Raw genomic sequence first — 22,250 nt, forward strand, 5'->3', positions numbered from 1 at the left:
CTTGCCGTCGCCGGTCAGGTCCCCCATGCCGAGCATGGTGTAGCCGCCCCACCCGAAGCCGGCCTTCACACGCGCCTTGAAGGGTGCCGAGGGTTTGCCGCTGCCCTGGTAGTACCAGAGGTTGCCGGAGCCGTCGCGAGCGACCAAGTCACCCGTGCCGTCGGCATGGAAGACCGACATCGGCGTCATGGCGTTGTAGCCGCCCCAGCCATAGCCGATCTTGTACCGCGACAGGAACGGCGACGACGCCACCCCCGTGCCCTGGTACTGCCACAGGTTGCCCGACGAGTCGCGGGCGATGAGGTTCTGCCGTTTCGAGGCGGCCGGCCCGGGCACCGCGGAGGTCACCGTCACGTCCGCCGAGCTCACGTACGCCAGACGGTGGTTGTAACGGATCGGGTAGTAGGTGGTGGTGCCGCTGATCACCGTTCGGTCGTGCGGGGCGCTGCCGTCGTACGTCGTCGAGCGGTAGTAGTCCGGGGTCTCCTGCGCGTTGGCGACGTACGCCTGCCCGGAGGGGATCGAGTACTTGGTGAGCGGCGTCACCGACTGCGGGGTGAGGTCGCTCGGGTAGGCGCTCGCCTCCGGGTAGGCGCGGCCGTAGACCGGGATCGAGCCGACCCCGTCGCGGGCTGTGACCAGCGTGACCGCCGAGGTGTCGGAGACCGGAACGGTGTACGCGCCGTGCGGGTTGTAGAACCACGCCTTGGCGCCGCCGTACCAGATCGCCGTCCAGTCGTCCTGCTGGTCGGCCACCACGAAGTCCTGACCGGCGACCGCCTTGTCGCTCCAGTCGGATGCGGCGGTCGTCCCGGAGGAGAAGTACGGATTCGTGATCAGCGACGCGCTGTTCGACGGCGAGGTGCGCAGGTACACGAAGTCGGCGGGCTGCGCCGACTGACCGCTGACGGGCGGTTCGTACGACGAGTCGAACGGCGGCGCGATGCGCACCACTTCGCCGGCGACGAGCGGCGAGCCGGCCGGGTTGCTGTTCGGCACGCCGAGCAGGGACATGTAGTGGTTCCAGTCCCAGTACGTGCCCGGGTCCCAGTGCATGCCGGAAACGTACGCGTCCAGCGGGCCTGTGATGTCGTCGTGGCCGATGATGTGTTCGCGGTCGAGCGGGATGTTGTACTGGCCCGCGAGGTACTTCACCAGCGCGGCGGACGACTCGTACTCCGACTCGGTGTACCAGCTCCCGCCCTGGAGCGCGAAGCCCTCGTGCTCGATGCCGATGGCGTGCTGGTTCATGTACCAGTTGCCCGCGTGCCAGGCGACGTCCTTGTTGGCCACCATCTGCGTGACCAGCCCGTCCGAGGAGCGGATCAGGTAGTGGGCGCTGGCGCCGGCGGTCGGGTCCTGGAACTGGCTGAGCGCCGAGGAGTACTGGCCCTCGGTGTCGTGGATGACGATGTAGTTGATCGCGTCGCCGTCCGAGGGCCGGTTGGCGATGTCGTAGTTCCCGTACTGCGTCTTGTCGGTGGAACTGGTCTGCTGGTACGCGGCGGGTGCATAGTTGCACGTCAGGCCGGTCGGGCACTCCGGGGCCGGGGTGGTGGTCGCCGTGGCCGCCGTCGCGGTGGTGTAGCTCGCGTTTGTCGCGGTGGCGTAGCCGGTGTGCGTGCTGCCGGTGGTCGAGTAGGCGGCCGTGCTCGCCTGCGGCTTCAGCCCGGGCTGCGCCTCGAGCGTCACCTGCTGGCCGTCGGCGGTCACACGGCTGATCCCCGAACGCATGTGGGCGTAGACGCGCTGCGCGAACTGTGCCGCACCCCGGCTGTCCGGCGACTGGCTGTAACGTTCCACCGCCGCGTACCACTGCTCCGGGTCGGCCGGCAGCCCGCCGGTCGCCGCGCGCTCGTACTCGGCCAGCAGGGCCGCACCTCCGCGGACGCTCTGTGCCATGTCGGTGCGCAGTGACGTCGTCGGTGCGTCGATGAGCTCGGCGGCCCGGTCCAGCGTGTGCAGTGCGGGCGCGTCGGTCTGCACGGCGCCCACGTCGGCCAGCACTCGCTTCGACGGATGGAAGGACCGCCGGCCGTCCTCGCCCCGCAGGTTCAGCTCCCGCATGCGGTCGCTGACCGACGGCTTGGGCACGTCCGTCGAGGCCACCTGCGTGAGGCCCATCACGTTGTAATTGCCGGTCATGCTCGGCCGGCCCGCGTGGGTGTCCCAGCGGCTCTGCTGGTACGCCACCGCCATCAGCACGCTCTGCGGCACGTGGAACTCCCGCGCCGCCGAGGCGAACTCGTCCTGCAGGGCGGTGGGAGCGACCGCCGTCGACGGCGAGCCACCCGGCTGGCCGGCCTGTGCCACGGCCGCGATCCCCGCCGCGACCAAGGCGAGCACGCCCCCGGCAGCCATTCCCACCCGCATCCTCGACCGGCGGTGTCTTCGCTGCTTTCGATTCAAAAGACCGTCACATCCTGTTCTGGCCACGCCTGGGCCAACCGTGGGGGGCGGCACCGGGACGTTAGCAGGGGCGACGGCCGTGCACACACTTGGTATGCCGGACAGAGGTCATCTGACGGTCCGGGCGCCCGTCCGCCCTCGCTCTCCGCCGCCTCCTGGGCCGCGTTCGCCGAGCGACTGGAGGGCCGACGGGCGGACGACCGCTGTCTCCGCGCGGGGCCCGACGGTCACAGCCGGGCTCACAAGGCCCTGAGCGCTCCCGCCGTGGCCCGGGCCAACCCCGCCAGATACCCCTTCGGCAGCTTCGGCCCCCGGACCACCACCGCGCGCCAGTACAGCGGGCCCGAGATCAGGTCCAGGGCCAGGTCCATGTCGATCGACGCGCCGATCTCGCCGCGGGCGACCGCCGCCGAGACGATGCCGCTCGCCACGCTGTCCTGGCCTTCGCGCAGCGCCTTCTGCATGGCCTCGGCGATGTCGGGGTTGCGGGCCGCCTCCGCCTGGAGGTCGGGGATGATCTGGCCGGCCACCGGATGGCGCAGGGCTCGGGAGGTGACCTCGTAGAGGAGACGGAGGTCTCCTTCGAGGGACCCCGTGTCGGGGGCCGGCAGGCCCTGGACCGCGATCGCCGACACCAGGTCCAGGACCAGGTGCAGTTTCGAGCGCCACCGGCGGTACACCGCCGTCTTGCCGACACCGGCCCGGCGCGCGATGCCCTCGATGGACATCCGGGCGTAGCCGACGGCCGCCAGCTCCTCGAAGACCGCCGCGCGAATGGCTTCCGTCACGTCCTCGCGGAGGACGGCCGCACCCGCGGGCGCCCTGCGCCCCCGCTTCACCTGGGGAGGGTCGGCGTTCGTCGTCATGCGGACCAGCATAGGGCGTGACGACGAAACGGTTGCGTTCCGACGTCGAATCGGCTTACTCTCGCGTTGCGACGATACGGTGCCGTTCCGACGTAAAGGACAGTAGTCCAAACCCCCAAGAGCAGTACAAGAGCCCTGGAGCCGAGCAAGGCCCCGACAGGAAACGTGAGAAACGCAGGGCAGCGGTACCCACGGGGACAACGCGGCGGAACACTCGGTACCGGTTGCGCAACCGACCCCCCGAGCGAAAGCAGCGGATGTGAGCCAGGTTCTCCACACACCGCCCCCCACGGCCAGCGACGCGGCCGAGACCCCGGCGCAGCTCGCCGCCCGGTACGGCCTCGCGGTCAGCGGTGCCCGCCCCTCCCTGCCGGAGTACGTCCGCCAGCTGTGGGCGCGCCGCCACTTCATCACGGCCTTCGCCACCGCCAAGCTCACCGCGCAGTACAGCGAGGCGAAGCTCGGCCAGATCTGGCAGGTGATGACGCCCCTGCTGAACGCGGCGGTGTACTACTTCATCTTCGGCGTCCTGCTGGGCACCAGCCGCGGCGTGGCGGACTACATCCCGTTCCTGGTGACGGGTGTGTTCGTGTGGACGTTCACGCAGAGCTCGATCATGGCGGGCACCCGCGCGATCTCCGGCAACCTCGGCCTGGTCCGGGCCCTGCACTTCCCTCGGGCCGCGCTGCCGATCTCGTTCGCGCTCCAGCAGCTCCAGCAGCTGCTGTTCTCGATGGCCGCGCTCGCGATCATCCTGCTCTGCTTCGGCATCCCGGTGAGCGCCTCCTGGCTGCTGATCGTGCCTGTGCTGTTCCTGCAGTTCGTGTTCAACGCCGGCGTCTCGATGATCATGGCCCGGATGGGCGCCAAGACGCCGGACATCGCGCAGCTGATGCCGTTCATCCTGCGCACCTGGATGTACGTCTCCGGCGTCATGTTCAGCATCGACAAGACGCTCAAGCACACCGGCCTGCCCTACTTGGCGAAGGTGATACTGAAGTCGAACCCCGCGGCCGTCTACATCGACCTGATGCGCTACGCCCTGATCGACAGCTTCACGGCCCGTGAGCTCCCCCACCACGTGTGGGCGTACGCGGTCGGCTGGGCCCTGCTCGCGGGCGTCGGGGGCTTCATCTACTTCTGGAAGGCTGAGGAGAAGTACGGCCGTGGCTGAACCTGTGACCGACGAACTCATCCCGACCGTCATCTGCGACGGCGTCGACATCGTCTACCGCGTCCACGGCACGGGGGCCGGCCGTGGCTCCGCGACCGCCGCGCTCAACCGCATCCTGCACCGAAAGCAGGCGGAGAAGGCGGCGGGCGTCCGCCGGGTGCACGCCGTGAAGAACGTGTCGTTCACCGCGTACAAGGGCGAGGCCATCGGCCTGATCGGGACCAACGGTTCCGGGAAGTCCACGCTGCTCAAGGCCATCGCCGGCCTGCTCCCGGTGGAGAACGGCAAGATCTACACCAATGGCCAGCCCTCCCTCCTCGGGGTCAACGCGGCCCTGATGAACGACCTGACGGGCGAGCGCAACGTCTACCTCGGCGCTCTCGCCATGGGCATGTCCCGCGAGCAGATCAGGGAGCGCTACCAGGACATCGTCGACTTCTCCGGCATCAACGAGAAGGGCGACTTCATCACGCTGCCCATGCGGACGTACTCGTCGGGTATGGCCGCCCGTCTGCGCTTCTCGATCGCCGCCGCCAAGGACCACGACGTGCTGCTGATCGACGAGGCCCTCGCCACCGGCGACCGCGCCTTCCAGCGGCGGTCCGAGCAACGCATCCGGGAACTGCGGGAGCACGCCGGCACCGTCTTCCTGGTGAGCCACAACAACAACTCGATCCGCGACACGTGCGAGCGAGTGCTGTGGCTCGAGCGCGGTGTGCTGCGCATGGACGGTCCGACCGAGGAGGTCCTCGCGGAGTACGAGGCGTTCACCGGCGGGGCCGACAAGGCCAAGGCGGGGGCCAAGTAACCCGTACTGCGAGAGGACCGAGGCGGGGGTCCGAGGGCTGCGGCCCTCGGACCCCCGCCTCGGTCTGAACGGGGCCTTGTCCTCGATCGCCCCCAGCTCTTCGAGAAGGGGACCCTCAGACGGGCTGATCGATGCCATGCCGCCCGGGCTGGAAAACCAGCCCACCTCCGGCGTGTGAGGAGCGGGGTTCCGAGGGGGCGGAGCCCCCTCGGAAGGGTCGAAGGGGCGGGGAGCCCCCTCGGCGGGGTCGAAGGGGCGGGGCCCCTGGAGGACGGACGGGCAGGGGTGGCCGGGGCGAGAAACCCGCTAGCGCGCCACCACCTCGTACAGGGCCTGCCCCCCGGGCCCCGACGCCACCTTCCGCAGCGCCCCGTCCCCCGCCGGCAGGCCCCCGTCCGACCGGCGCTGGACGACCCACCGCACCCCGTACTTCCGCAGCACCTCAAGCCGCTCGGTCCGCGAGGACCCGGCCGCGAAGTAGGTCCGTACCGCCGCATCCCGCCGCGCCTCGTCCGGCAGGAAGAAGTCCGGGTAGCCCGGCGCCACCGTGTACGCCCCGTACGCCGGGATCTGCCGCGCGGGAATCGTCTTCGCCATCACCACGTCCCCGTACCGCACCCAGGGCGTGATCCAGTGGTACCCCACCCATGGGTCCCGGTACTTCTCCGCGACCGCCTCGGGCAGCGCGCTCCGCCCCGTCACGTACCCGACCGTCTGGACCTGCGTCCACGCCCCCACGAGCAGCGCCGCTGCCAGCACCCCGGCCGCCACGTTGCGCAGTGCGCCCCGCGCCGCCCCGGCCACCTCGACGGCGGCCGCCAGCTGCGCCGGGATCAGCACCGCCGGCAGCGCCCGTCCCCAGGAGTAGTGGCCCGTCAGGCCGCCCAGGCCGAACACCAGCACGCCCAAGACGAAGAACAGCACCAGCGGGTCCAGACGGTCCCGCCGCGCCCGCACACCCAGCGCCACCACTCCGAGCAGCACCAGGCCGAACCGCGCGAGCAGATCCTGGTACAGCGAGCGGTGGATCTCCTCCAGGCTGCCCGCGCCGAAGAGTGCGAAGAAGTCGTAGTACGGCCAGAGCGCGAGGATCACGGCGCCCAGCGCCAGCCCGGCGGCAAGGCGCAGCCAGGTCCTGAGTCCGGCCCGCGCACCGATCACCACGGCCAGCGCGCCCAGCGTCCCCACCACTCCGGTGAACTGGTGGCTGAGCAGGATCACCGCCCACAGCGCGCCAAGGCCGAGGAACGCCACCCAGCCGCCCCCGGTCTTCAGCGTCCGCGTCAGCAGCGCCCAGAAATGGAAGACCAGCCCCAGCGCGAACACGCTCGGATACGCCACGGTCAGCGCCAGCGAGTTCAGCCCCAGGAAGCCGCTCCACTTGAACACCTCGGTGCCCCAGAGGAACACCAGGCACAGCAGGGCGAGCGGCGGCGCGACCCGTTGCGCGCTCAGCGTGCGGCCGTACCGCCACACGCCCGTCACCAGCAGCGTCAGGCTGATCAGCGCGCCGATGCGCAGGACCACCCAGACGGACAGCCCGGTCACCCGGGCCACAACGCCGAGGAAGAGCATCCAGGGCGAGTAGTACGGGCTCGGCGTGTTCTCGTCGACCAGTGGATTGCCGGGGTCCAGCAGCCGGTGCCGCAGCCGTTCCACGGTCGCCGCGTGCATGCCGAGGTCGCCGTCCCAGGGCAGCCGCACGATGACCAGCAGCATCAGCACCACGAGCAGTGCCACCACCGCCCACAGCGCCACGCCGGCCTTGCCGTCCGGCCTCCGCACGGCCGCGAGCGGGCTCCAGGACCGCCCGGGCCGCTTCCCGGCTCCGTCGGTGCCTCCGGTCCCGCCGGTTCCTCCGGTTCCCTTCACTGTGACGCTCATCATGCCGCGGCGCCCTGCTTCGTCCCGTGCTGGAAAACCCACGTCCGGTACACCAGGAAGCGGAACGCCGACGCCAGCAGGATCGACAGGGTCTTCGCCACGTTGGAGCCGATCGGCCCGTTCATGCCGAGGCCGTGGTAGCCGACGTAGAACAGCAGGCTCTCCATCACCACGCCGACCCCGCTGAAGACGAAGAACAGCACGATCTGCTGCCGCGTGCGCGAGGCCCGGTCGCGGTAGGCGAAGAAGCGGAAGCCGAGGTAGTTGGTGCCCATGGCGACGACGCTGGCGAGCACGGTCGCCGTCATCGGAGCCCATGCCAGACCCTGCAGCAGGGCGTTGAAGACGAGGATGTTGACCGCGACACCGCTGCCACCGACGACCCCGAACTTGATGACCTCGACCGCCAGACGCCGCACCCGGGCGAGCGCCGGGAGGGGGGCAAGAGGGACGGCCTCGGCAACCGGGCGAGCGGCCGGGGGCCGCTGCTCGGTGAGGTTCACAGACACGGGTACGGGTCCTCCACTCGTCCGACGATCACGCCAAACCTGCTCCAGACGTCCCGTCCAACAGAGGCGAGCGGAACGAAGGGTTGGACTTCCCCAGGCCTTGGCAAGAAAGCGTCAGACTAGGTTAGCCGACGGGCGAGCACGGGCATGATTCCGGGATATGCGCATGGGGCCGCCCCTCACCGAGGGGCGGCCCCATGGTCACACCGGACCTAGCTGTGTGTCCTCAGCAGCGTCCGCATCGTGCGCATGGCCACCGACAGGTTCGCGAGGTCGAACGAGTCCGAGTTCGAGATCTCGTCGAGCGTTGCGCGCGCCCGCGACAGGATCGCCGCGTTCTTCTCCTCCCAGGCCTTGAAGCGCTGCTCCGGCGTCGACGTGCCGTTGCCGGCCGCCAGGACCTCCGCAGTCAGCGCCGCGTGGGCCGCGTACAGGTCCTCGCGGATCGCGGCGCGGGCCATCGACTGCCACCGGTCGGCGCGCGGCAGTTCGATGATGCGGTCCATGAGCTGGGTGATCCTGAGCCGGTCGGCGAGGTCGTAGTAGACCTCGGCGACGTCCATGGGGTCCTTGCCCATGCGGTCGGCCACCGAGACGATGTCGAGCGCCGGGAAGGCGGAGGAGAACCCGGCCACGCGCGTGGCGAGTTCGTCCGGGACGCCGGCGCCCGTCAGCTCGTCGTAGATCTTCTGCCACCACTCCAGATCCGCGCCGCGCACCAGCTTCGGCAGCTCGCTCCAGACCTGCTCGACGCGCTCGGCGAAGAACGCGACGGTCTCGGTGAGCTGCAGCGGCTGCGGCCGGTTGTTGAGCAGCCAGCGCGTGCCGCGCTCGACCAGCCGGCGGGAGTGCAGCCGGATGCGGGTCTGCACGGCGGCGTCGACCTTGTTGTCCATGGCCTCCACCGCGTCCCACACGGGAGCGGAGCGGAAGATCGCGCGGGCCGCGGTCTGCGCCCGGACGATCTCCTCCAGCGAGGCGCCGGTCTCCTCGCGCAGACGGTGCAGGTAGGTCGTACCGCCCGTGTTGACCGTGTCGTTGACCAGGACGGTCGTCACGATCTCGCGGCGCAGTGCGTGGCTGTCGATCTGCTCGGGGAACTTCTCGCGCAGCGCGGTCGGGAAGTAGGCGTGCAGCAGGCTGCGCAGGTACGGGTCGTCGGGCAGCGGCGTGTCCAGCAGCTCCCGGGCGACCGTGATCTTCGTGTACGCCAGCAGGACGGCCGTCTCCGGACCGGTCAGGCCCGCCCCGGCGGCGAGGCGCTCGCGGATCTGGCGGTCGGTGGGCAGGAACTCCAGCGCCCGGTCGAGGTGGCCCTCGCGCACCAGGTAGCGGATGAACCGCTGCTGGGCGTGCAGCATGTCCTTCGACTGGAACAGGGCGTTGGCGATCGCCACGTTCTGCGCGTAGTTGTTGCGCAGCACCAGGGCGCCGACCTCGTCGGTCATCTCGGCGAGCAGCTGGTTGCGCTGCTTGACGGTCAGGTCGCCGTTGGCCACGACCGAGTTGAGCAGGATCTTGATGTTCACCTCGTGGTCGGAGGTGTCCACGCCCGCGCTGTTGTCGATCGCGTCGGTGTTGATCTTGCCGCCGTGCTGGGCGAACTCGATCCGGCCGAGCTGGGTCAGGCCCAGGTTGCCGCCCTCGCCGACGACCTTGACGCGCAGGTCCTTGCCGTCCACGCGGATCGCGTCGTTGGCCTTGTCGCCGACGTCCGCGTTCGACTCGGTGGAGGCCTTGACGTAGGTGCCGATGCCGCCGTTCCACAGCAGGTCGACCGGTGCCTTGAGGATCGCCCGCATCAGGTCGGCCGGGGTCATCTTGGTGACCTTGCCCTCGATGCCCAGCGCCTCACGGATGTGCGCGTTGACCTGGATCGCCTTGGCCGTGCGCGGGAACACACCGCCGCCCGCCGACAGCAGCTCGGTGTCGTAGTCGGCCCAGGACGAGCGCGGCAGCTCGAACAGGCGGCGGCGCTCGGCGTAGGAGGTCGCCGCGTCCGGGTTGGGGTCGATGAAGATGTGCCGGTGGTCGAAGGCGGCGACCAGGCGGATGTGCTCGCTCAGGAGCATGCCGTTGCCGAAGACGTCACCGGACATGTCGCCGATGCCGACGACCGTGAAGTCCTCGGACTGGGTGTCCAGGTCCAGCTCCCGGAAGTGCCGCTTCACGGACTCCCAGGCGCCGCGGGCGGTGATGCCCATCTTCTTGTGGTCGTAGCCCGCCGAGCCGCCGGAGGCGAAGGCGTCGCCGAGCCAGAAGTTGTACTTCTCGGCGACCTCGTTGGCGATGTCCGAGAACGTCGCGGTGCCCTTGTCGGCCGCGACCACCAGGTAGGTGTCGTCGCCGTCGTGGCGTACGACGTCCACCGGCGGTACGACCTCGCCGGCCACCATGTTGTCGGTGATGTCGAGCAGCGCCGAGATGAACGTGCGGTAGCTGCGGATGCCCTCCGCGAGCCAGGCGTCACGGTCCTTGGCCGGGTCCGGCAGCTGCTTGGCGACGAAACCGCCCTTGGCTCCGACCGGCACGATGACGGTGTTCTTCACCATCTGCGCCTTGACCAGGCCGAGGATCTCGGTGCGGAAGTCCTCGCGCCGGTCGGACCAGCGCAGGCCACCGCGCGCGACCTTGCCGAAGCGCAGGTGCACGCCCTCGACGCGAGGCGAGTACACCCAGATCTCGTAGGCCGGGCGCGGCGCCGGCAGGTCCGGGATGGCCTGCGGGTCGAACTTCATGGAGACGTAGTCGTGCGGCTTGCCGCCGGGCGCCTCCTGGAAGAAGTTGGTGCGCAGCGTCGCCTTGATGACGGTGAGGAAGGAGCGCAGGATGCGGTCCTCGTCGAGCGAGGCGACCTGGTCGAGCGCGGCGTCCAGCTCCTCCAGCAGGGCGTCCGTGAGCTCCAGGCCGGCCCGCTGCCGCTCCGGCGACATCCGCGCCTCGAAGAGGGAGACCAGCAGCCGGGTGGTGTGGACGTTGTTGCGGAGGGTGTCCTCCATGTAGTCCTGGCTGAAGGTCGAACCGGCCTGGCGCAGGTACTTGGCGTAGGCGCGCAGCACCATCGCCTGCCGCCAGGTCAGGCCGGCGCTGAGCACGAGTGCGTTGAACCCGTCGTTCTCGGCCTGCCCGGTCCACACCGCGGCGAACGCGTCCTGGAAGCGCTCGCGGCCGTCGTCGCCCAGGTAGTCGCCGTTGCCGGCCACCTCCTTGGGCAGCCGGAGACCGAAGTCGTAGATCCACGCGGTAGTACGGTCCTGGCAGCGCAGCTCGTACGGCCGCTCGTCGATGACCTCGACACCGATCCGCTGGAGCACCGGCAGCACCGCGGACAGGGAGACGGACCCGCCCTTGCGGTAGATCTTGAAGCGGCGCTCGCCGGGGCCGGTGCCCACGGGCTCGTACAGGCTGAGGGCGAAGTCCTTACCGCCCTCCTCGTCGGTGAGCTGTTCGAGGTGGACCAGGTCGGCGACCGCGGCGCGCGGGGTGTGGTCGGCCTTGTAGCCCTCGGGGAAGGCGTTCGTGTAGCGGCGCTGGAGCTCCGCGGCGCGTTCCTCGCCGAGCTCGGCGGTCAGCGCCTCGCTGAAGGCGTCGGTCCAGGAGCGGGCGGCCTCCACCAGCCGGGCCTCGATGCGCTCCTTGTCGGCGTCGGACAGCTCCGGCAGCTCGGTGCCCTGCGGGACCCGGACCACGAAGTGCAACCGGGACAGGATCGACTCGGTGTTCCAGGCGGTGAAGTCGACGCTGGTGCCGCCCAGCTCCTCCTTCAGGATGTCGATGATCCGCAGCCGGACGCCCGTGGTGTAGCGGTCGCGCGGCAGGTAGACGAGGGCGGAGTAGTAGCGCCCGTACTCGTCCTGGCGCAGGTAGAGCCTGAGGCGGCGGCGCTCCTGGAGGTAGAGGACGGAGGTGACGATGGAGCGCAGCTCGTCGGCCGGGGTCTGGAACAGCTCGTCGCGCGGGTAGGTCTCCATGATCTGGAGCAGGTCCCGGCCGTCGTGGCTGTTGGGCGAGAACCCGGCGCCCCTGAGGACCTCGTCGACCTTGCGCCGGACGACCGGCACACGCAGCACGGACTCGGTGTAGGCGGCGGAGGAGAACAGGCCGAGGAAGCGGCGCTCGCCGACGACGTTGCCGTTCTCGTCGAACTTCTTCACGCCGACGTAGTCGAGGTACGAAGGCCGGTGCACGGTGGCGCGGCTGTTGGCCTTGGTGAGGACCAGCAGCTTGTGCTCGCGCGCCTTGGCGCGGGCGTCGGCGGGCAGCCGCTCGAAGGACGGGCTGACCGGGTGCTGGTCCTCGCCCGCGTGGTGGGGGTCCGATCGCAGTATGCCGAGCCCGGTGCCGGGGACGGCGGCCAGCGTGTCGTCGTCGCGCAGCTCGTACTCGCGGTAGCCGAGGAAGGTGAAGTGGTCGGCGGCCAGCCAGCGCAGCAGCTCGCCGGCCTCCTCGATCTGCGCCTGCGGCAGGTCCTGCGGGACCGGCTCCTTCTGGATCCCCTCGGCGATGCGCAGCGCGCAGTCGCGCATCTTCTCCCAGTCCTCGACGGCCTCGCGGACGTCGGACAGGACGCGCAGCAGGTCGGAGGTGATCTGCTTGAGGTCGGAGCGGTCGGTCTCGCGGTCGATCTCGACGTGGATCCAGGACTCGACGTGCGCGTCGTGCGGCAGCTCTGCCCCGGGGGCGTCGGGCAGCACCTCGAGGAGCTTGCCCGTCAGGTCGCGGCGGACCACGAACTGCGGGTGGATCACGACGTGGATGCCGCGGCCCTGGCGCGACAGCTCGTTCGTCACGGAGTCGACGAGGAAGGGCATGTCGTCGGTGACGACCTCGACGACGGAGTGGCTGCAGGTCCAGCCGTTCTCCTCGACGGTCGGGGTGTGCACGCGCACGTTCGCCGTGCCCTGCGGGCGCGTCTCGGCCAGCCGGTAGTGCGAGAAGGCGGCGCCGAAGACGTCCACCGGGTCGCGGTCGGTCAGGTCTTCGGGGGCGGTGTGCAGGTAGTAGCGCTGGAGGAACGCGAGCACGGTCTCCCGGTCCGGGGTGCCCTCGTCCGTCGTCCCGGTCGGTAGGTGCCCCCCGACCGGGCTGTTCTCAGCTACCCGGGCGGCCCTCTCGAGCAGCTCGGCCTTGGCTTCGTCCAGCTTGGTCTGCATTGTCCTCTGGCTCCTGTCGCGCGCCGTTGCGTGACGTAGAAGGAAGTACGGTCTCTTCTCCGACGTAACGCCGCGACGCGGGGTGTCCGGTCTGCTTCGACGCTATGCCGCATGGAGAGAAGTGCGGGGGTCTATCGGCCATTTCCGGCGCCCGCGGCGACTGTGACGCTGCTCTCGGCGCGCTCGGCGCCTTCCGCGTCCCCGGCGCCCCGGTTGCCCCGGCGGGCGCCTGCGGCGCCCTGTCCGACCGGCCCCGCCTGTGAAGACCAGCGACCGCCGCCCGGTCACGGAGGTAGTCCGTGCTCACCGGGCGCAGGGCAGGGACGACGACGTCCCCGCGAGCTATCGCGCTGATCACGCCACAAGGCTATCGCTCCCCGTGGGGGGCACGTCATGAGCCGTATGTGTACAAAACAGGGGGCCCAACTTTGACGTTCTGCACAGGGGCACCGGGGGCGATGCCGTGCAGGGCGCACGGTGCGAGCATGGCTGTACCGGCTGTGTGAGCCGCCAGGAGGCGGTGCCGGGCAGTGCGCGGCCCCTTGGCAAGCGCCTGCGGCCGAGGCACGTTGCCAGAAGCAACCCGACGCAGCCGTCCGCACCAACGAGGGGAGCGCGGCCACCATGACGCAGAAGATCCTGATCGTCACCGGCGACGCGGCGGAATCACTGGAGGTCCTCTACCCGTACCAGCGCCTGCGGGAGGAGGGCTACGAGGTCCACATCGCGGCCCCGACCCGCAAGCAGCTCCGCTTCGTCGTCCATGACTTCGAACCCGGCTTCGACACCTACACCGAGAAACCCGGCTACAGCTGGCCCGCCGACCTCGCCTTCTCGGAGGTCGACCCCGGGGACTACGTCGCCGTCGTGATCCCGGGCGGGCGCGCCCCGGAGTACCTCCGCAACGACCCCGAACTCCGCAAGATCCTCAAGTCGTTCTTCGACACGGACAAGCCGGTCGCCCAGATCTGCCACGGTCCCCTGCTCACCGCGGCGGTGGACGCCCTGCGCGGACGGCGCGTCACCGCCTATCCGGCCCTGGAGCTGGACATGCAGGCGGCCGGGGCCGACTTCCAGGACACCGAGGCGGTCGTCGACGGCACGCTCGTCTCGTCCCGGGCCTGGCCCGACCACTCCGGCTGGATGCGGGAGTTCCTGACCGTCCTGCGCGCCAAGGCGCCGGTGACCTGAGCCCGCCGCCCGGGTGCGGTGCCCACCGGGCGCCGCACCCTTCAGCCGATGGGCCGTCCGTCGCGGCACCTCCGGCGAAGCGCTCGGGCACGCCCCGAGGTCCCTCAGGCCGCCAGGCGCTCCGCCTCCGCGACCGCCTCCTGAAGCGTGTCGACCACCGGCACGCCGACCTCCTCGAGGCTGGCACGGCTGTGGGATCCCCCGGTGTACAGCACGGCCCGCGCCCCGACGTGGCGGGCGGCCACCGCGTCGTCGGCGGCGTCCCCGATCACCACCGTTCGGGCCGGATCCACACCGGCGAGCGCCCGTATGTGGCGGACCATGTGCTCCGCCTTGCTGCCGCCGGACGGTCCGGTACGGCCCTGCACCCGTACGAAGTGCGTCTCGATCCCGAGCGCCCGGACCATCGGGACCAGTTCCTCGTGCCCGTACATGCTCAGCAGCGACTGGCTGCGGCCCGCCGACCGCCATCCCGTCAGCAGCTCCACCGCGCCCTCGGTGAGCCCGCAGCGGACGCGGTGCTCCGCGTAGTACCGGTGGAAGACCTCGTCCATCAGCTGCCACTCGGTGTCCGTGGGCAGCCGCCCCATCAGCCGCTCGTAGAACCTCGGGACCGGCACGCAGTACAGCGCCCGGTACTGCTCCAGCGTGATCGGTTCCAGACCCAGCTCGGCGAACGCCGCGTTCGTCGCCCCGATGATCGCGTCGTTGTCGTGGAACAGCGTCCCGTTCCAGTCCCACACAATGTGCGCGCTTCCGTACGTCCCCATGCCATGAAACGTACCCGGCGGCACTGACAATCACCGGTGCGCGCCCCGGCGGCCGGGAGAGCGCCCGGTCAGTCCGTGGAACCGAGCAGGTTCGGGATCTCCTGCGTGGCGTACCAGAGCAGTTCGTGGTCCTCGGCGCCGTCCACGACGAACTGCGCGTCGTCGTCCCCGCGGTCGGCCGCCTCGAGCGCCTCCACCGCCGCGGTCACGTCGGGCTCCGCGTCGGACAAGTCGACGTGCACGGCGGCTGCCCTGGCCAGCGGCACGGGCCCGGCGACGCGCACCTCACCGAGCGCCGCCGGGTCGAGTCCGCGGTCGGGATCGGTGGTCGCCGCGCCCTCGGAGACGTCGACCGCGACGACGACCCGCCGCCGTGGAGCCCCCGGGTCGGCCGCCAGCAGGCGCAGGGAGGCGAGCGCGGACCGGCCCAGCGCCGCGTACTCCAGTTCCTCGATGTCGTCGGACAGGTACCACTCACGCAGCGCGGGCGTGACGGCGTACGCGACGACCGGATCGGCGCCCAGCTCGCCCGTCTTGTACGCCTCGGCGAGACCGGAGAGGGTCAGGGGGACGTAGACGCGCATGGCGAGCCGCTTTCGTAGTCGGTCAGGGGTCACCTCAGGATACGTGCGGGCGTCCCCCTTCGGGTCCCGCCCTCGCACCCGGGCGGCGTCAACCGGGGTCGGCACGACTCACCCTGTGAACCCGGGCCGTCGCCGGGACTTCGGCCCGCCTCTCACCCTGATAGGTGAACTCTCCGGTCCGCCCGGCAGGCTCCCGGCTTCGTTGCGGGGCGGTCGCCCGCCCCGTACAAGATCCCCAAGAAGTTACCGACCGGTACTCACCGGCCTCGCGAAACGGGGATCCGCCATGCACAAGGTGATGACCAGGAACCAGGCGATGACCAGGAACCAGACGACGAACAGGACGAAGCCCGCCCCGGGCGCCCGCCCGCCGGTCCGCCACGACACGCGCCGCCCGGGCAGCACGCCACGTCGCGCGGAACCGGGCCAGGGCCCGTCGCGCACGAGGACGCTCCAGCGGCCGTCCGCCACGCCCGCAGGTGCCATGTCGACAGGCGCCACGCCGGCGAGTGCGGCATCGGGCAGTGCCGCGTCGGCGACTGCCGTACCGCCGCCCGAGCAGGCCGCCCAGGGGCCGCTCAGGCCCCTGCCGCACGTCCGCCCCACCGATGTCTTCGCCGACCGCCTGCTGTCCGTGCTGAGCGGCCAGCGACCCGTGCACAGCATGCTCCGGCACACCGTCGGCCGGGCCTACGACGACCTGGCCCGGCTCGCCGAACGCGGCCCGCTCCGCACCCGCGGCACCCGCCCGGTCGTCCGCGACATCGGCTACTACGTCCCGCGCCCCGGCGCCATCGAGGCGTTCGCCCGCATCGGCGCGGGCGACCAGCTCCGTGCGATGGCGTTCCGCCTGGAATGCGGCCGGGACCACCGCTGGCGCTGCACGGCGGTGGAACTGGGCGGACCGCGGGCTGCGCACGAGGACGGCGTGTGATGTGACGACAACCGTGACGTAGGAACAGTGAGGGGCCGGGCACCCTCGGGTGCCCGGCCCCTCACCACGCGACGCTGCTACTTCTTGCGGCGGCGCCCGCCCTTGGCCTGCTTGCGGCGCTCGGCACGGGTCAGGCCGTCCGCCTCCGAGCGGACCGGCTCGCCGTCGCTGGAGAAGTCACCCTCGACGATGCCGCCCTCACCGTCCACGGTCGGCGCGGAGAAGTGGAGCCGCTCGTGCCGCTGCGGGGCCTCCAGGCCCTTGGCGCGGATCTCCGGGCGGGCCGCCTGGGCCGCCACGGCCTCCTCCTTCTCCAGGGAAGGCTGGGCGTCCTCGACGGGGACCTCCTCGACCTGCTGCTCGACCTGGACCTCCAGGTTGAACAGGTAGCCGACGGACTCCTCCTTGATGCCCTCCATCATGGCCTGGAACATGTCGAAGCCCTCGCGCTGGTACTCGACCAACGGGTCCTTCTGCGCCATGGCGCGCAGGCCGATGCCCTCCTGGAGGTAGTCCATCTCGTAGAGGTGCTCGCGCCACTTGCGGTCCAGTACCGACAGCACGACCCGACGCTCCAGCTCACGCATGATCTCGGAGCCGAGCTGGGCCTCGCGCTGCTCGTACTGCGCGTGGATGTCGTCCTTGATGGACTCGGCGATGAACTCGGCGGTCAGACCGGCACGGTCGCCGGCCGCCTCCTCCAGTTCCTCGATGGTGACCTTCACCGGGTAGAGCTGCTTGAAGGCGCCCCACAGCCGGTCCAGATCCCAGTCCTCCGGGAAGCCCTCCTCGGTCTCCGCGGCGACGTACGCGTCGATCGTGTCGTCCATGAAGTGCTGGATCTGCTCGTGCAGATCCTCGCCCTCCAGGACTCGGCGCCGCTCGCCGTAGATGACCTCGCGCTGGCGGTTGAGGACCTCGTCGTACTTGAGGACGTTCTTCCGGGTCTCGAAGTTCTGCTGCTCGACCTGGGACTGGGCGGACGCGATCGCGCGCGTGACCATCTTGTTCTCGATCGGCACGTCGTCCGGGACGTTCGCCATCGACATCACGCGCTCGACCATCTGGGCCTTGAACAGACGCATCAGGTCGTCACCCAGCGAGAGGTAGAACCGGGACTCGCCCGGGTCACCCTGACGGCCGGAGCGACCGCGCAGCTGGTTGTCGATACGGCGGGACTCGTGGCGCTCGGTGCCGAGGACGTAGAGGCCGCCGAGGGCCTCGACCTCCTCCTTCTCGGCCTTGACCGCCTGCTCGGCCTTCTCCAGGGCGGCGGGCAGGGCCGCGGCCCACTCCTCGATGTGCTCCTCGGGGTCGAGCCCGCGCTGGCGCAGCTCGGCCTCGGCGAGGTCCTCGGGGTTGCCGCCGAGCTTGATGTCGGTACCACGGCCGGCCATGTTCGTAGCGACCGTCACGGCGCCCTTGCGGCCGGCCTGGGCGACGATCGCCGCCTCGCGCTCGTGGTGCTTGGCGTTCAGCACCTCGTGCTGGATGCCGCGCTTGCTGAGCTGCTGCGAGAGGTACTCGGACTTCTCGACCGAGGTGGTGCCGACCAGGATCGGCTGACCCTTCTCGTGCTTCTCGGCGATGTCGTCGACGACCGCCTCGAACTTGGCGACCTCGGTGCGGTAGATCAGGTCCGACTGGTCCTTGCGGATCATCGGCTTGTTGGTCGGGATCGGGACGACGCCGAGCTTGTAGATCTGGTGGAACTCGGCGGCCTCGGTCATCGCCGTACCGGTCATGCCGGAGAGCTTCTTGTACAGGCGGAAGAAGTTCTGCAGGGTGATCGTGGCGAGCGTCTGGTTCTCGTCCTTGATGTCCACCCCTTCCTTCGCCTCGATCGCCTGGTGCATGCCCTCGTTGTAGCGGCGGCCGGCCAGGATGCGGCCCGTGTGCTCGTCGACGATCATGACCTCGCCGTCGATGACGACGTAGTCCTTGTCGCGCTTGAAGAGCTCCTTGGCCTTGATCGCGTTGTTCAGGTAGCCCACCAGCGGGGTGTTCACCGACTCGTAGAGGTTGTCGATGCCCAGCCAGTCCTCGACCTTGCTGACGCCGGACTCGTGGATGGCGACCGTGCGCTTCTTCTCGTCGACGTCGTAGTCGCCGGTCTCCTCGATGCCCTTGAGCGGGTTGCCCGCCTCGCCCTTCTTCAGCCGCGTGACCAGCTTGGCGAAGTCGGCGTACCACTTGGTGGCCTGGTCGGCCGGGCCGGAGATGATCAGCGGCGTACGGGCCTCGTCGACCAGGATGGAGTCCACCTCGTCGACGATCGCGAAGTTGTGCCCGCGCTGGACGAGCTCGTCCTTCGACCACGCCATGTTGTCGCGGAGGTAGTCGAAGCCGAACTCGTTGTTCGTGCCGTAGGTGATGTCGCACGCGTACTGCTCGCGGCGCTCGGCCGGGGTCATGTTGGCGAGGATGCAGCCGACGGACAGACCCAGGAACTTGTGGACGCGGCCCATCATCTCCGAGTCGCGCTCGGCCAGGTAGTCGTTGACCGTCACGATGTGGACGCCGTCTCCGGAGATGGCGTTGAGGTACGCGGGGAGCGTGCCGACGAGCGTCTTGCCCTCACCGGTCTTCATCTCGGCCACATAGCCCATGTGCAGAGCGGCGCCGCCCATCATCTGCACGTCGTAGTGGCGCTGGCCGAGGACGCGCTTGGCGGCCTCGCGCACGGTGGCGAAGGCCTCGGGGAGCAGGTCGTCGAGGCTCTCGCCGTCGGCGTACCGCTGCTTGTACTCATCGGTGAGGGCCCGCAGCTCGGCGTCGGAGAGGTCGACGAAGTCCTCTTCGATGGAGTTGACCTGGTCCGCGATGCGGTGCAGCTTGCGCAGGATCTTGCCTTCGCCTGCACGCATGATCTTCGAGAGGACGGACACGGGGGTTTGTCTCCTTGCCGGTCGGGCCTGGGACGGTCGGTTAAATGACAGCTTGAGCAACGGCCATCGTAAGCGAGGACCCCGCCGCGCCGGGAGGTCTGCCACCGACAGCCACTAGGACAACGGGCGGGCGTGGCGGAAGGTGCCGCGTCCGTGCCACGAAAAGTAATCGTGCAGTCACGAGGTGACGAGGCAGGCGCGGACGACGGCGTGGCGGGTGCGGACGGGGACGCGCGGCGGACCGGCACCAGCGGCGACCGCGGCCGGGCATGACGCGGAAAATCATGGCGACCGGGCGGTGGCCCCAGCAGAATCAAGCGATGGACCCTGTCACCCTGACCACCGAACGGCTCCTGCTGCGCACCGTGGTCCCCCAGGACACCGACGCGGTGTACGCGGCAGCCCAGGACCCCGAGATCCAGCGCTGGACCACGATCCCGTCGCCGTATCTGCGCGAGCACGCGGAGTTGTTCGTCGACCAGATCGCGCCGGACGGCTGGAGGGACGCCTCCATGTTCACGTTCGGCGTCTTCCTTCCCTCCGGGGAGCTGGTGGGCATGCTCGGCCTGACGATGCGCTCGCTGGGCGTCGCCGAGGTCGGCTTCTGGGCGACCAAGGAGCACCGGGGCAACGGCTACATCACGGAGGCCACGCTCCGCGCGGCGCACTGGGCGTTCACCCACCTGTCGGTCGACCGCGTGGAGTGGCGCGCCGAGGTGGGCAACGCGGGCTCACGGGCGGTCGCGGAGCGTGCGGGCTTCACCATCGAGGGGGTGCTGCGGTCCGCGATCAACAACAAGGGGGTGCGCCGGGACTGCTGGGTCGGCTCCCTGCTGCCCTCGGACGTGGGCCTGCCGTCGACGGCGGCGTATCTGCCGGCACCGGAACCGGCGCCGTAGGTGCGGGCTCCCGCAGCTCGTCCCGCGTTGTCAGTGCCGCCCCCTACGGTGTGACCATGCCGAGTCTCCCCCGCCCCGCCATCGAACTGACCGCCGACGAGGCCCGCCGTATCGCCCTGCGGGCACAGGGCTTCCTCGGCGCTCCCGACCGCAGGGCCGGCGTGCGTGGCCTGCTGCGCCGGCTCGGCGCCGTCCAGCTCGACACCATTTCGGTCCTGGCGCGCTCACACGAACTCATTCCGTACGCCCGCCTCGGAGCCATAGGCCGCAAGGCGGTCGACTCGGCGTACTGGACGCGTTCGTCCGACGGCCGGTCCACGGCCGGTCCGCACGCGTTCGAGTACTGGTCGCACGCCGCCTGTGTCCTGCCCATCGAGGAGTGGCCCCACTTCGCCTTCCGCCGCCGCGCCTACCGCTCCCGCCCGCACTGGAGCCACACCCTGCCGGACGGTGCCTACGACCAGGTCATCAAGCAGCTGCGCGCCGAAGGCCCCCTGAGGGCCACGGATCTGGGCGGCGCGAAGAAGACCAGCGAGTGGTGGGACTGGTCCGGCACGAAGGTCGCGGTGGAGCGCGCGCTGATGTACGGAGAGGTGGTGTGCGTCGAGCGCCGCGGCTGGAAGCGGGTGTACGACCTGGCCGAGCGAGCCGTCCCCGAGGCCCTGCTGCACGACGAGCTGGACGACACCGAGTGCCTGCGCCGCCTCGTCTCGCTCGCCGGCCGCTCCCTGGGCGTCGGCACCCGCGCGGACATCGCGGACTACCACCGCCTCAAGGGCGAGCAGGTCGATTCCGTGATCGCGGACTCGGGCCTGGTTCCGGTGACGATCGAGGGCTGGGGCAAGCCTGCCTGGGCGGATCCCGAGGCGCTGCGGACCCCGCCGCGCGGCCGCCACCGTACGACGCTGCTGTCGCCGTTCGACTCGCTGATCTGGGAGCGGGCGCGCACGGAGCGGATTTTCGGCTTCACCCACCGCCTGGAGGCGTACGTCCCCAAGCAGAAGCGGGTGTACGGCTACTTCGCGATGCCGGTCCTCGCCGGCGGTCGGCTGGTCGGCCGGGTGGACCCCGCGCGCGAGGGCCGCACGCTGGTCGCCCGGCAGGTCACGCTGGACGGCGCGAAGGCGGTCCCGTCGGTGGCCCAGGCGCTGCTGGAGGCGGCGAGCTGGGTGGACTGCACCAACGTCCGCGTGGAGCGGGTGGACGCCCCGGAACTGCGCGAGCCTCTCGTCCGGGAGCTGGCCCGTGCCCTGGGCTGATCCCCGGCTCGTCCGGCCCCGCTAGCGGATCTCGAGGATCTTCTCCCGCATCGCGTAGACCACGGCCTCCATCCTGGAGTGCAGCTGCAGCTTCTCCAGGATGTTGCGCACGTGGTTCTTCACGGTGTTCTCGGAGATGAAAAGCTCCTTGGCGATGTCCCGGTTGTTCATTCCGGTGGCGACGAGCTTGAGGACCTCCAGCTCCCGGTCGGTGAGCCTGGGCGCCGGCACCAGCCGGCGCTCGTCGGTCTTCTGGATCATCGACTTGAACTCGGTGAGGAGCTTCGACGCCATGGAGGGGCTGATCTGCGACTGCCCGTCGGCGACCGCGCGAATGGCGGTGGCCACCTCGTCCGTGGAGATCTCCTTGAGGAGGTAACCCGTGGCCCCCGCCTTGATCGCTTCGTAGAGATCGGCCTCTTCGTCGCTGATCGTCAGCATGATGATCTTGGCGCTGGGCGCCACCTCCTTGATGGAGGTGCATGCCTCGATGCCACCCCGCTTGGGCATCCGCACGTCCATCAGCACGATGTCGGGCAGCAGATCGGCCGCCTTGTCGACCGCTTCCGCGCCGTCCCCGGCCTCGCCGACGACCTGGATGTCCTCCTCGGCCGCCAGCACGATCTCCAGGCCGCGGCGGAAGAGGGCGTGGTCGTCCACGACGAGAACGCGGATCGGCTCCTTGTGTGCACGGCCCGTCTCCGGGCCCGTGCCGGCGACGCCGTCGTCGGCGTCCTCGTCCTGCGTCGGTCCGAAGCTGTCCGCCATGTTCCTCCCCCTGAAGGCTGTGGCCTGTGGTCCTGTGCCATCGCCAACCCAAGGCAACGACCCACCGGTTGAGCCGTTGTGGCCATGATTCCATGCCGGGACGACGGTCAGGTGACAGAGCGCGGCGCGAAGTGGTGGCACACCGGTGCCCCTG

At 70.1% G+C, this 22,250-nt stretch carries 15 protein-coding genes; 6 read left to right on the forward strand and 9 right to left on the reverse strand.

What is annotated here, in order from left to right:
• Both ACFYZE_RS17885 and ACFYZE_RS17890 read right to left on the reverse strand, forming a co-directional pair.
• The coding region (locus tag ACFYZE_RS17885) for an N-acetylmuramoyl-L-alanine amidase (protein WP_388994299.1) at nt 1-2,361 on the reverse strand (2,361 nt) is incomplete at its 3' end.
• 287 nt (nt 2,362-2,648) lie between these two features.
• Entirely contained in the window at nt 2,649-3,275 is a 627-nt protein-coding gene (locus tag ACFYZE_RS17890) for a TetR/AcrR family transcriptional regulator (RefSeq protein ID WP_388994302.1), read from the reverse strand.
• A 259-nt stretch (nt 3,276-3,534) separates the two neighbouring features.
• On the opposite strand from ACFYZE_RS17890, the gene ACFYZE_RS17895 reads away from it, so the two are divergent.
• Both ACFYZE_RS17895 and ACFYZE_RS17900 read left to right on the forward strand, forming a co-directional pair.
• Nucleotides 3,535-4,449, forward strand: a complete 915-nt coding sequence (locus ACFYZE_RS17895; RefSeq protein ID WP_388994305.1) for an ABC transporter permease — start codon at nt 3,535-3,537, stop codon at nt 4,447-4,449.
• On the forward strand, nt 4,442-5,257 hold the full coding sequence (locus tag ACFYZE_RS17900; RefSeq protein ID WP_388994307.1) for an ABC transporter ATP-binding protein: 816 nt from the start codon (nt 4,442-4,444) through the stop codon (nt 5,255-5,257). The genes ACFYZE_RS17895 and ACFYZE_RS17900 overlap by 8 nt, the downstream gene beginning before the upstream one ends.
• Nucleotides 5,258-5,563: 306 nt before the next feature.
• Here ACFYZE_RS17900 and ACFYZE_RS17905 read toward each other — a convergent pair whose 3' ends face one another.
• The 3 genes from ACFYZE_RS17905 to ACFYZE_RS17915 form a co-directional block, all read right to left on the reverse strand.
• Nucleotides 5,564-7,144, reverse strand: coding sequence for a hypothetical protein (locus ACFYZE_RS17905; RefSeq protein WP_388994310.1), 1,581 nt, complete (start codon nt 7,142-7,144; stop codon nt 5,564-5,566).
• A complete protein-coding gene (locus ACFYZE_RS17910; RefSeq protein WP_388994313.1) occupies nt 7,141-7,650 on the reverse strand; it encodes a GtrA family protein in 510 nt (169 codons plus the stop codon). Before ACFYZE_RS17910 ends, ACFYZE_RS17905 begins: the two co-directional genes overlap by 4 nt.
• Nucleotides 7,651-7,862: 212 nt before the next feature.
• Nucleotides 7,863-12,803 carry an NAD-glutamate dehydrogenase gene (locus tag ACFYZE_RS17915; protein ID WP_388994316.1) on the reverse strand — a complete coding sequence of 1,647 codons (4,941 nt, stop codon included), beginning with the start codon at nt 12,801-12,803 and terminating at the stop codon, nt 7,863-7,865.
• Between the two features lie 624 nt (nt 12,804-13,427).
• Here ACFYZE_RS17915 and ACFYZE_RS17920 point away from each other — a divergent pair.
• Entirely contained in the window at nt 13,428-13,994 is a 567-nt protein-coding gene (locus ACFYZE_RS17920; protein WP_388994320.1) for a DJ-1/PfpI family protein, read from the forward strand.
• A 104-nt stretch (nt 13,995-14,098) separates the two neighbouring features.
• Here the strand turns inward: ACFYZE_RS17920 and ACFYZE_RS17925 are convergent, their stop codons facing one another.
• Both ACFYZE_RS17925 and ACFYZE_RS17930 read right to left on the reverse strand, forming a co-directional pair.
• Nucleotides 14,099-14,764 carry an HAD family hydrolase gene (locus ACFYZE_RS17925; RefSeq protein WP_388994323.1) on the reverse strand — a complete coding sequence of 222 codons (666 nt, stop codon included), beginning with the start codon at nt 14,762-14,764 and terminating at the stop codon, nt 14,099-14,101.
• A gap of 68 nt (nt 14,765-14,832) precedes the next feature.
• Complete coding sequence (locus ACFYZE_RS17930) at nt 14,833-15,348, reverse strand: DUF6912 family protein (RefSeq protein WP_388994417.1); 516 nt, start codon at nt 15,346-15,348, stop codon at nt 14,833-14,835.
• A gap of 286 nt (nt 15,349-15,634) precedes the next feature.
• Between ACFYZE_RS17930 and ACFYZE_RS17935 the strand changes: the two genes are divergently transcribed.
• Nucleotides 15,635-16,282: an Rv3235 family protein gene (locus ACFYZE_RS17935; RefSeq protein WP_388994326.1), complete on the forward strand. Its 648-nt coding sequence runs from the start codon at nt 15,635-15,637 to the stop codon at nt 16,280-16,282.
• 77 nt (nt 16,283-16,359) lie between these two features.
• On the opposite strand, the gene secA is transcribed toward ACFYZE_RS17935, so the two are convergent.
• Nucleotides 16,360-19,170 carry a preprotein translocase subunit SecA gene (gene secA / locus ACFYZE_RS17940; RefSeq protein WP_388994329.1) on the reverse strand — a complete coding sequence of 937 codons (2,811 nt, stop codon included), beginning with the start codon at nt 19,168-19,170 and terminating at the stop codon, nt 16,360-16,362.
• Nucleotides 19,171-19,490: 320 nt separating this feature from the next.
• Here secA and ACFYZE_RS17945 point away from each other — a divergent pair, with 320 nt between their 5' ends.
• Together ACFYZE_RS17945 and ACFYZE_RS17950 are read left to right on the forward strand one after the other, a co-directional pair.
• Nucleotides 19,491-20,069, forward strand: a complete 579-nt coding sequence (locus ACFYZE_RS17945) for a GNAT family N-acetyltransferase (RefSeq protein ID WP_388994331.1) — start codon at nt 19,491-19,493, stop codon at nt 20,067-20,069.
• Between the two features lie 56 nt (nt 20,070-20,125).
• Complete coding sequence (locus tag ACFYZE_RS17950; protein ID WP_388994334.1) at nt 20,126-21,328, forward strand: winged helix-turn-helix domain-containing protein; 1,203 nt, start codon at nt 20,126-20,128, stop codon at nt 21,326-21,328.
• A gap of 21 nt (nt 21,329-21,349) precedes the next feature.
• On the opposite strand, the gene ACFYZE_RS17955 is transcribed toward ACFYZE_RS17950, so the two are convergent.
• Nucleotides 21,350-22,096, reverse strand: a complete 747-nt coding sequence (locus tag ACFYZE_RS17955; protein WP_388994337.1) for a response regulator — start codon at nt 22,094-22,096, stop codon at nt 21,350-21,352.
• Nucleotides 22,097-22,250: the final 154 nt, after the last annotated feature.

Origin of the sequence: Streptomyces sp. NPDC001796, assembly GCF_042892355.1 — a bacterium.
Lineage (GTDB): Bacteria > Actinomycetota > Actinomycetes > Streptomycetales > Streptomycetaceae > Streptomyces.

What these genes read in the sequence shown, in the direction of transcription:
- ACFYZE_RS17950 (WP_388994334.1), top strand. Translation starts at nt 20,126, where the DNA reads ATGCCGAGTCTCCCCCGCCCCGCCATCGAACTGACCGCCGACGAGGCC.
- ACFYZE_RS17935 (WP_388994326.1), top strand. Translation starts at nt 15,635, where the DNA reads ATGCACAAGGTGATGACCAGGAACCAGGCGATGACCAGGAACCAGACG.
- ACFYZE_RS17915 (WP_388994316.1), bottom strand. Translation starts at nt 12,803, where the DNA reads ATGCAGACCAAGCTGGACGAAGCCAAGGCCGAGCTGCTCGAGAGGGCC.
- ACFYZE_RS17945 (WP_388994331.1), top strand. Translation starts at nt 19,491, where the DNA reads ATGGACCCTGTCACCCTGACCACCGAACGGCTCCTGCTGCGCACCGTG.
- ACFYZE_RS17905 (WP_388994310.1), bottom strand. Translation starts at nt 7,144, where the DNA reads ATGATGAGCGTCACAGTGAAGGGAACCGGAGGAACCGGCGGGACCGGA.
- ACFYZE_RS17930 (WP_388994417.1), bottom strand. Translation starts at nt 15,348, where the DNA reads ATGCGCGTCTACGTCCCCCTGACCCTCTCCGGTCTCGCCGAGGCGTAC.
- ACFYZE_RS17920 (WP_388994320.1), top strand. Translation starts at nt 13,428, where the DNA reads ATGACGCAGAAGATCCTGATCGTCACCGGCGACGCGGCGGAATCACTG.
- ACFYZE_RS17890 (WP_388994302.1), bottom strand. Translation starts at nt 3,275, where the DNA reads ATGACGACGAACGCCGACCCTCCCCAGGTGAAGCGGGGGCGCAGGGCG.
- ACFYZE_RS17925 (WP_388994323.1), bottom strand. Translation starts at nt 14,764, where the DNA reads ATGGGGACGTACGGAAGCGCGCACATTGTGTGGGACTGGAACGGGACG.
- ACFYZE_RS17955 (WP_388994337.1), bottom strand. Translation starts at nt 22,096, where the DNA reads ATGGCGGACAGCTTCGGACCGACGCAGGACGAGGACGCCGACGACGGC.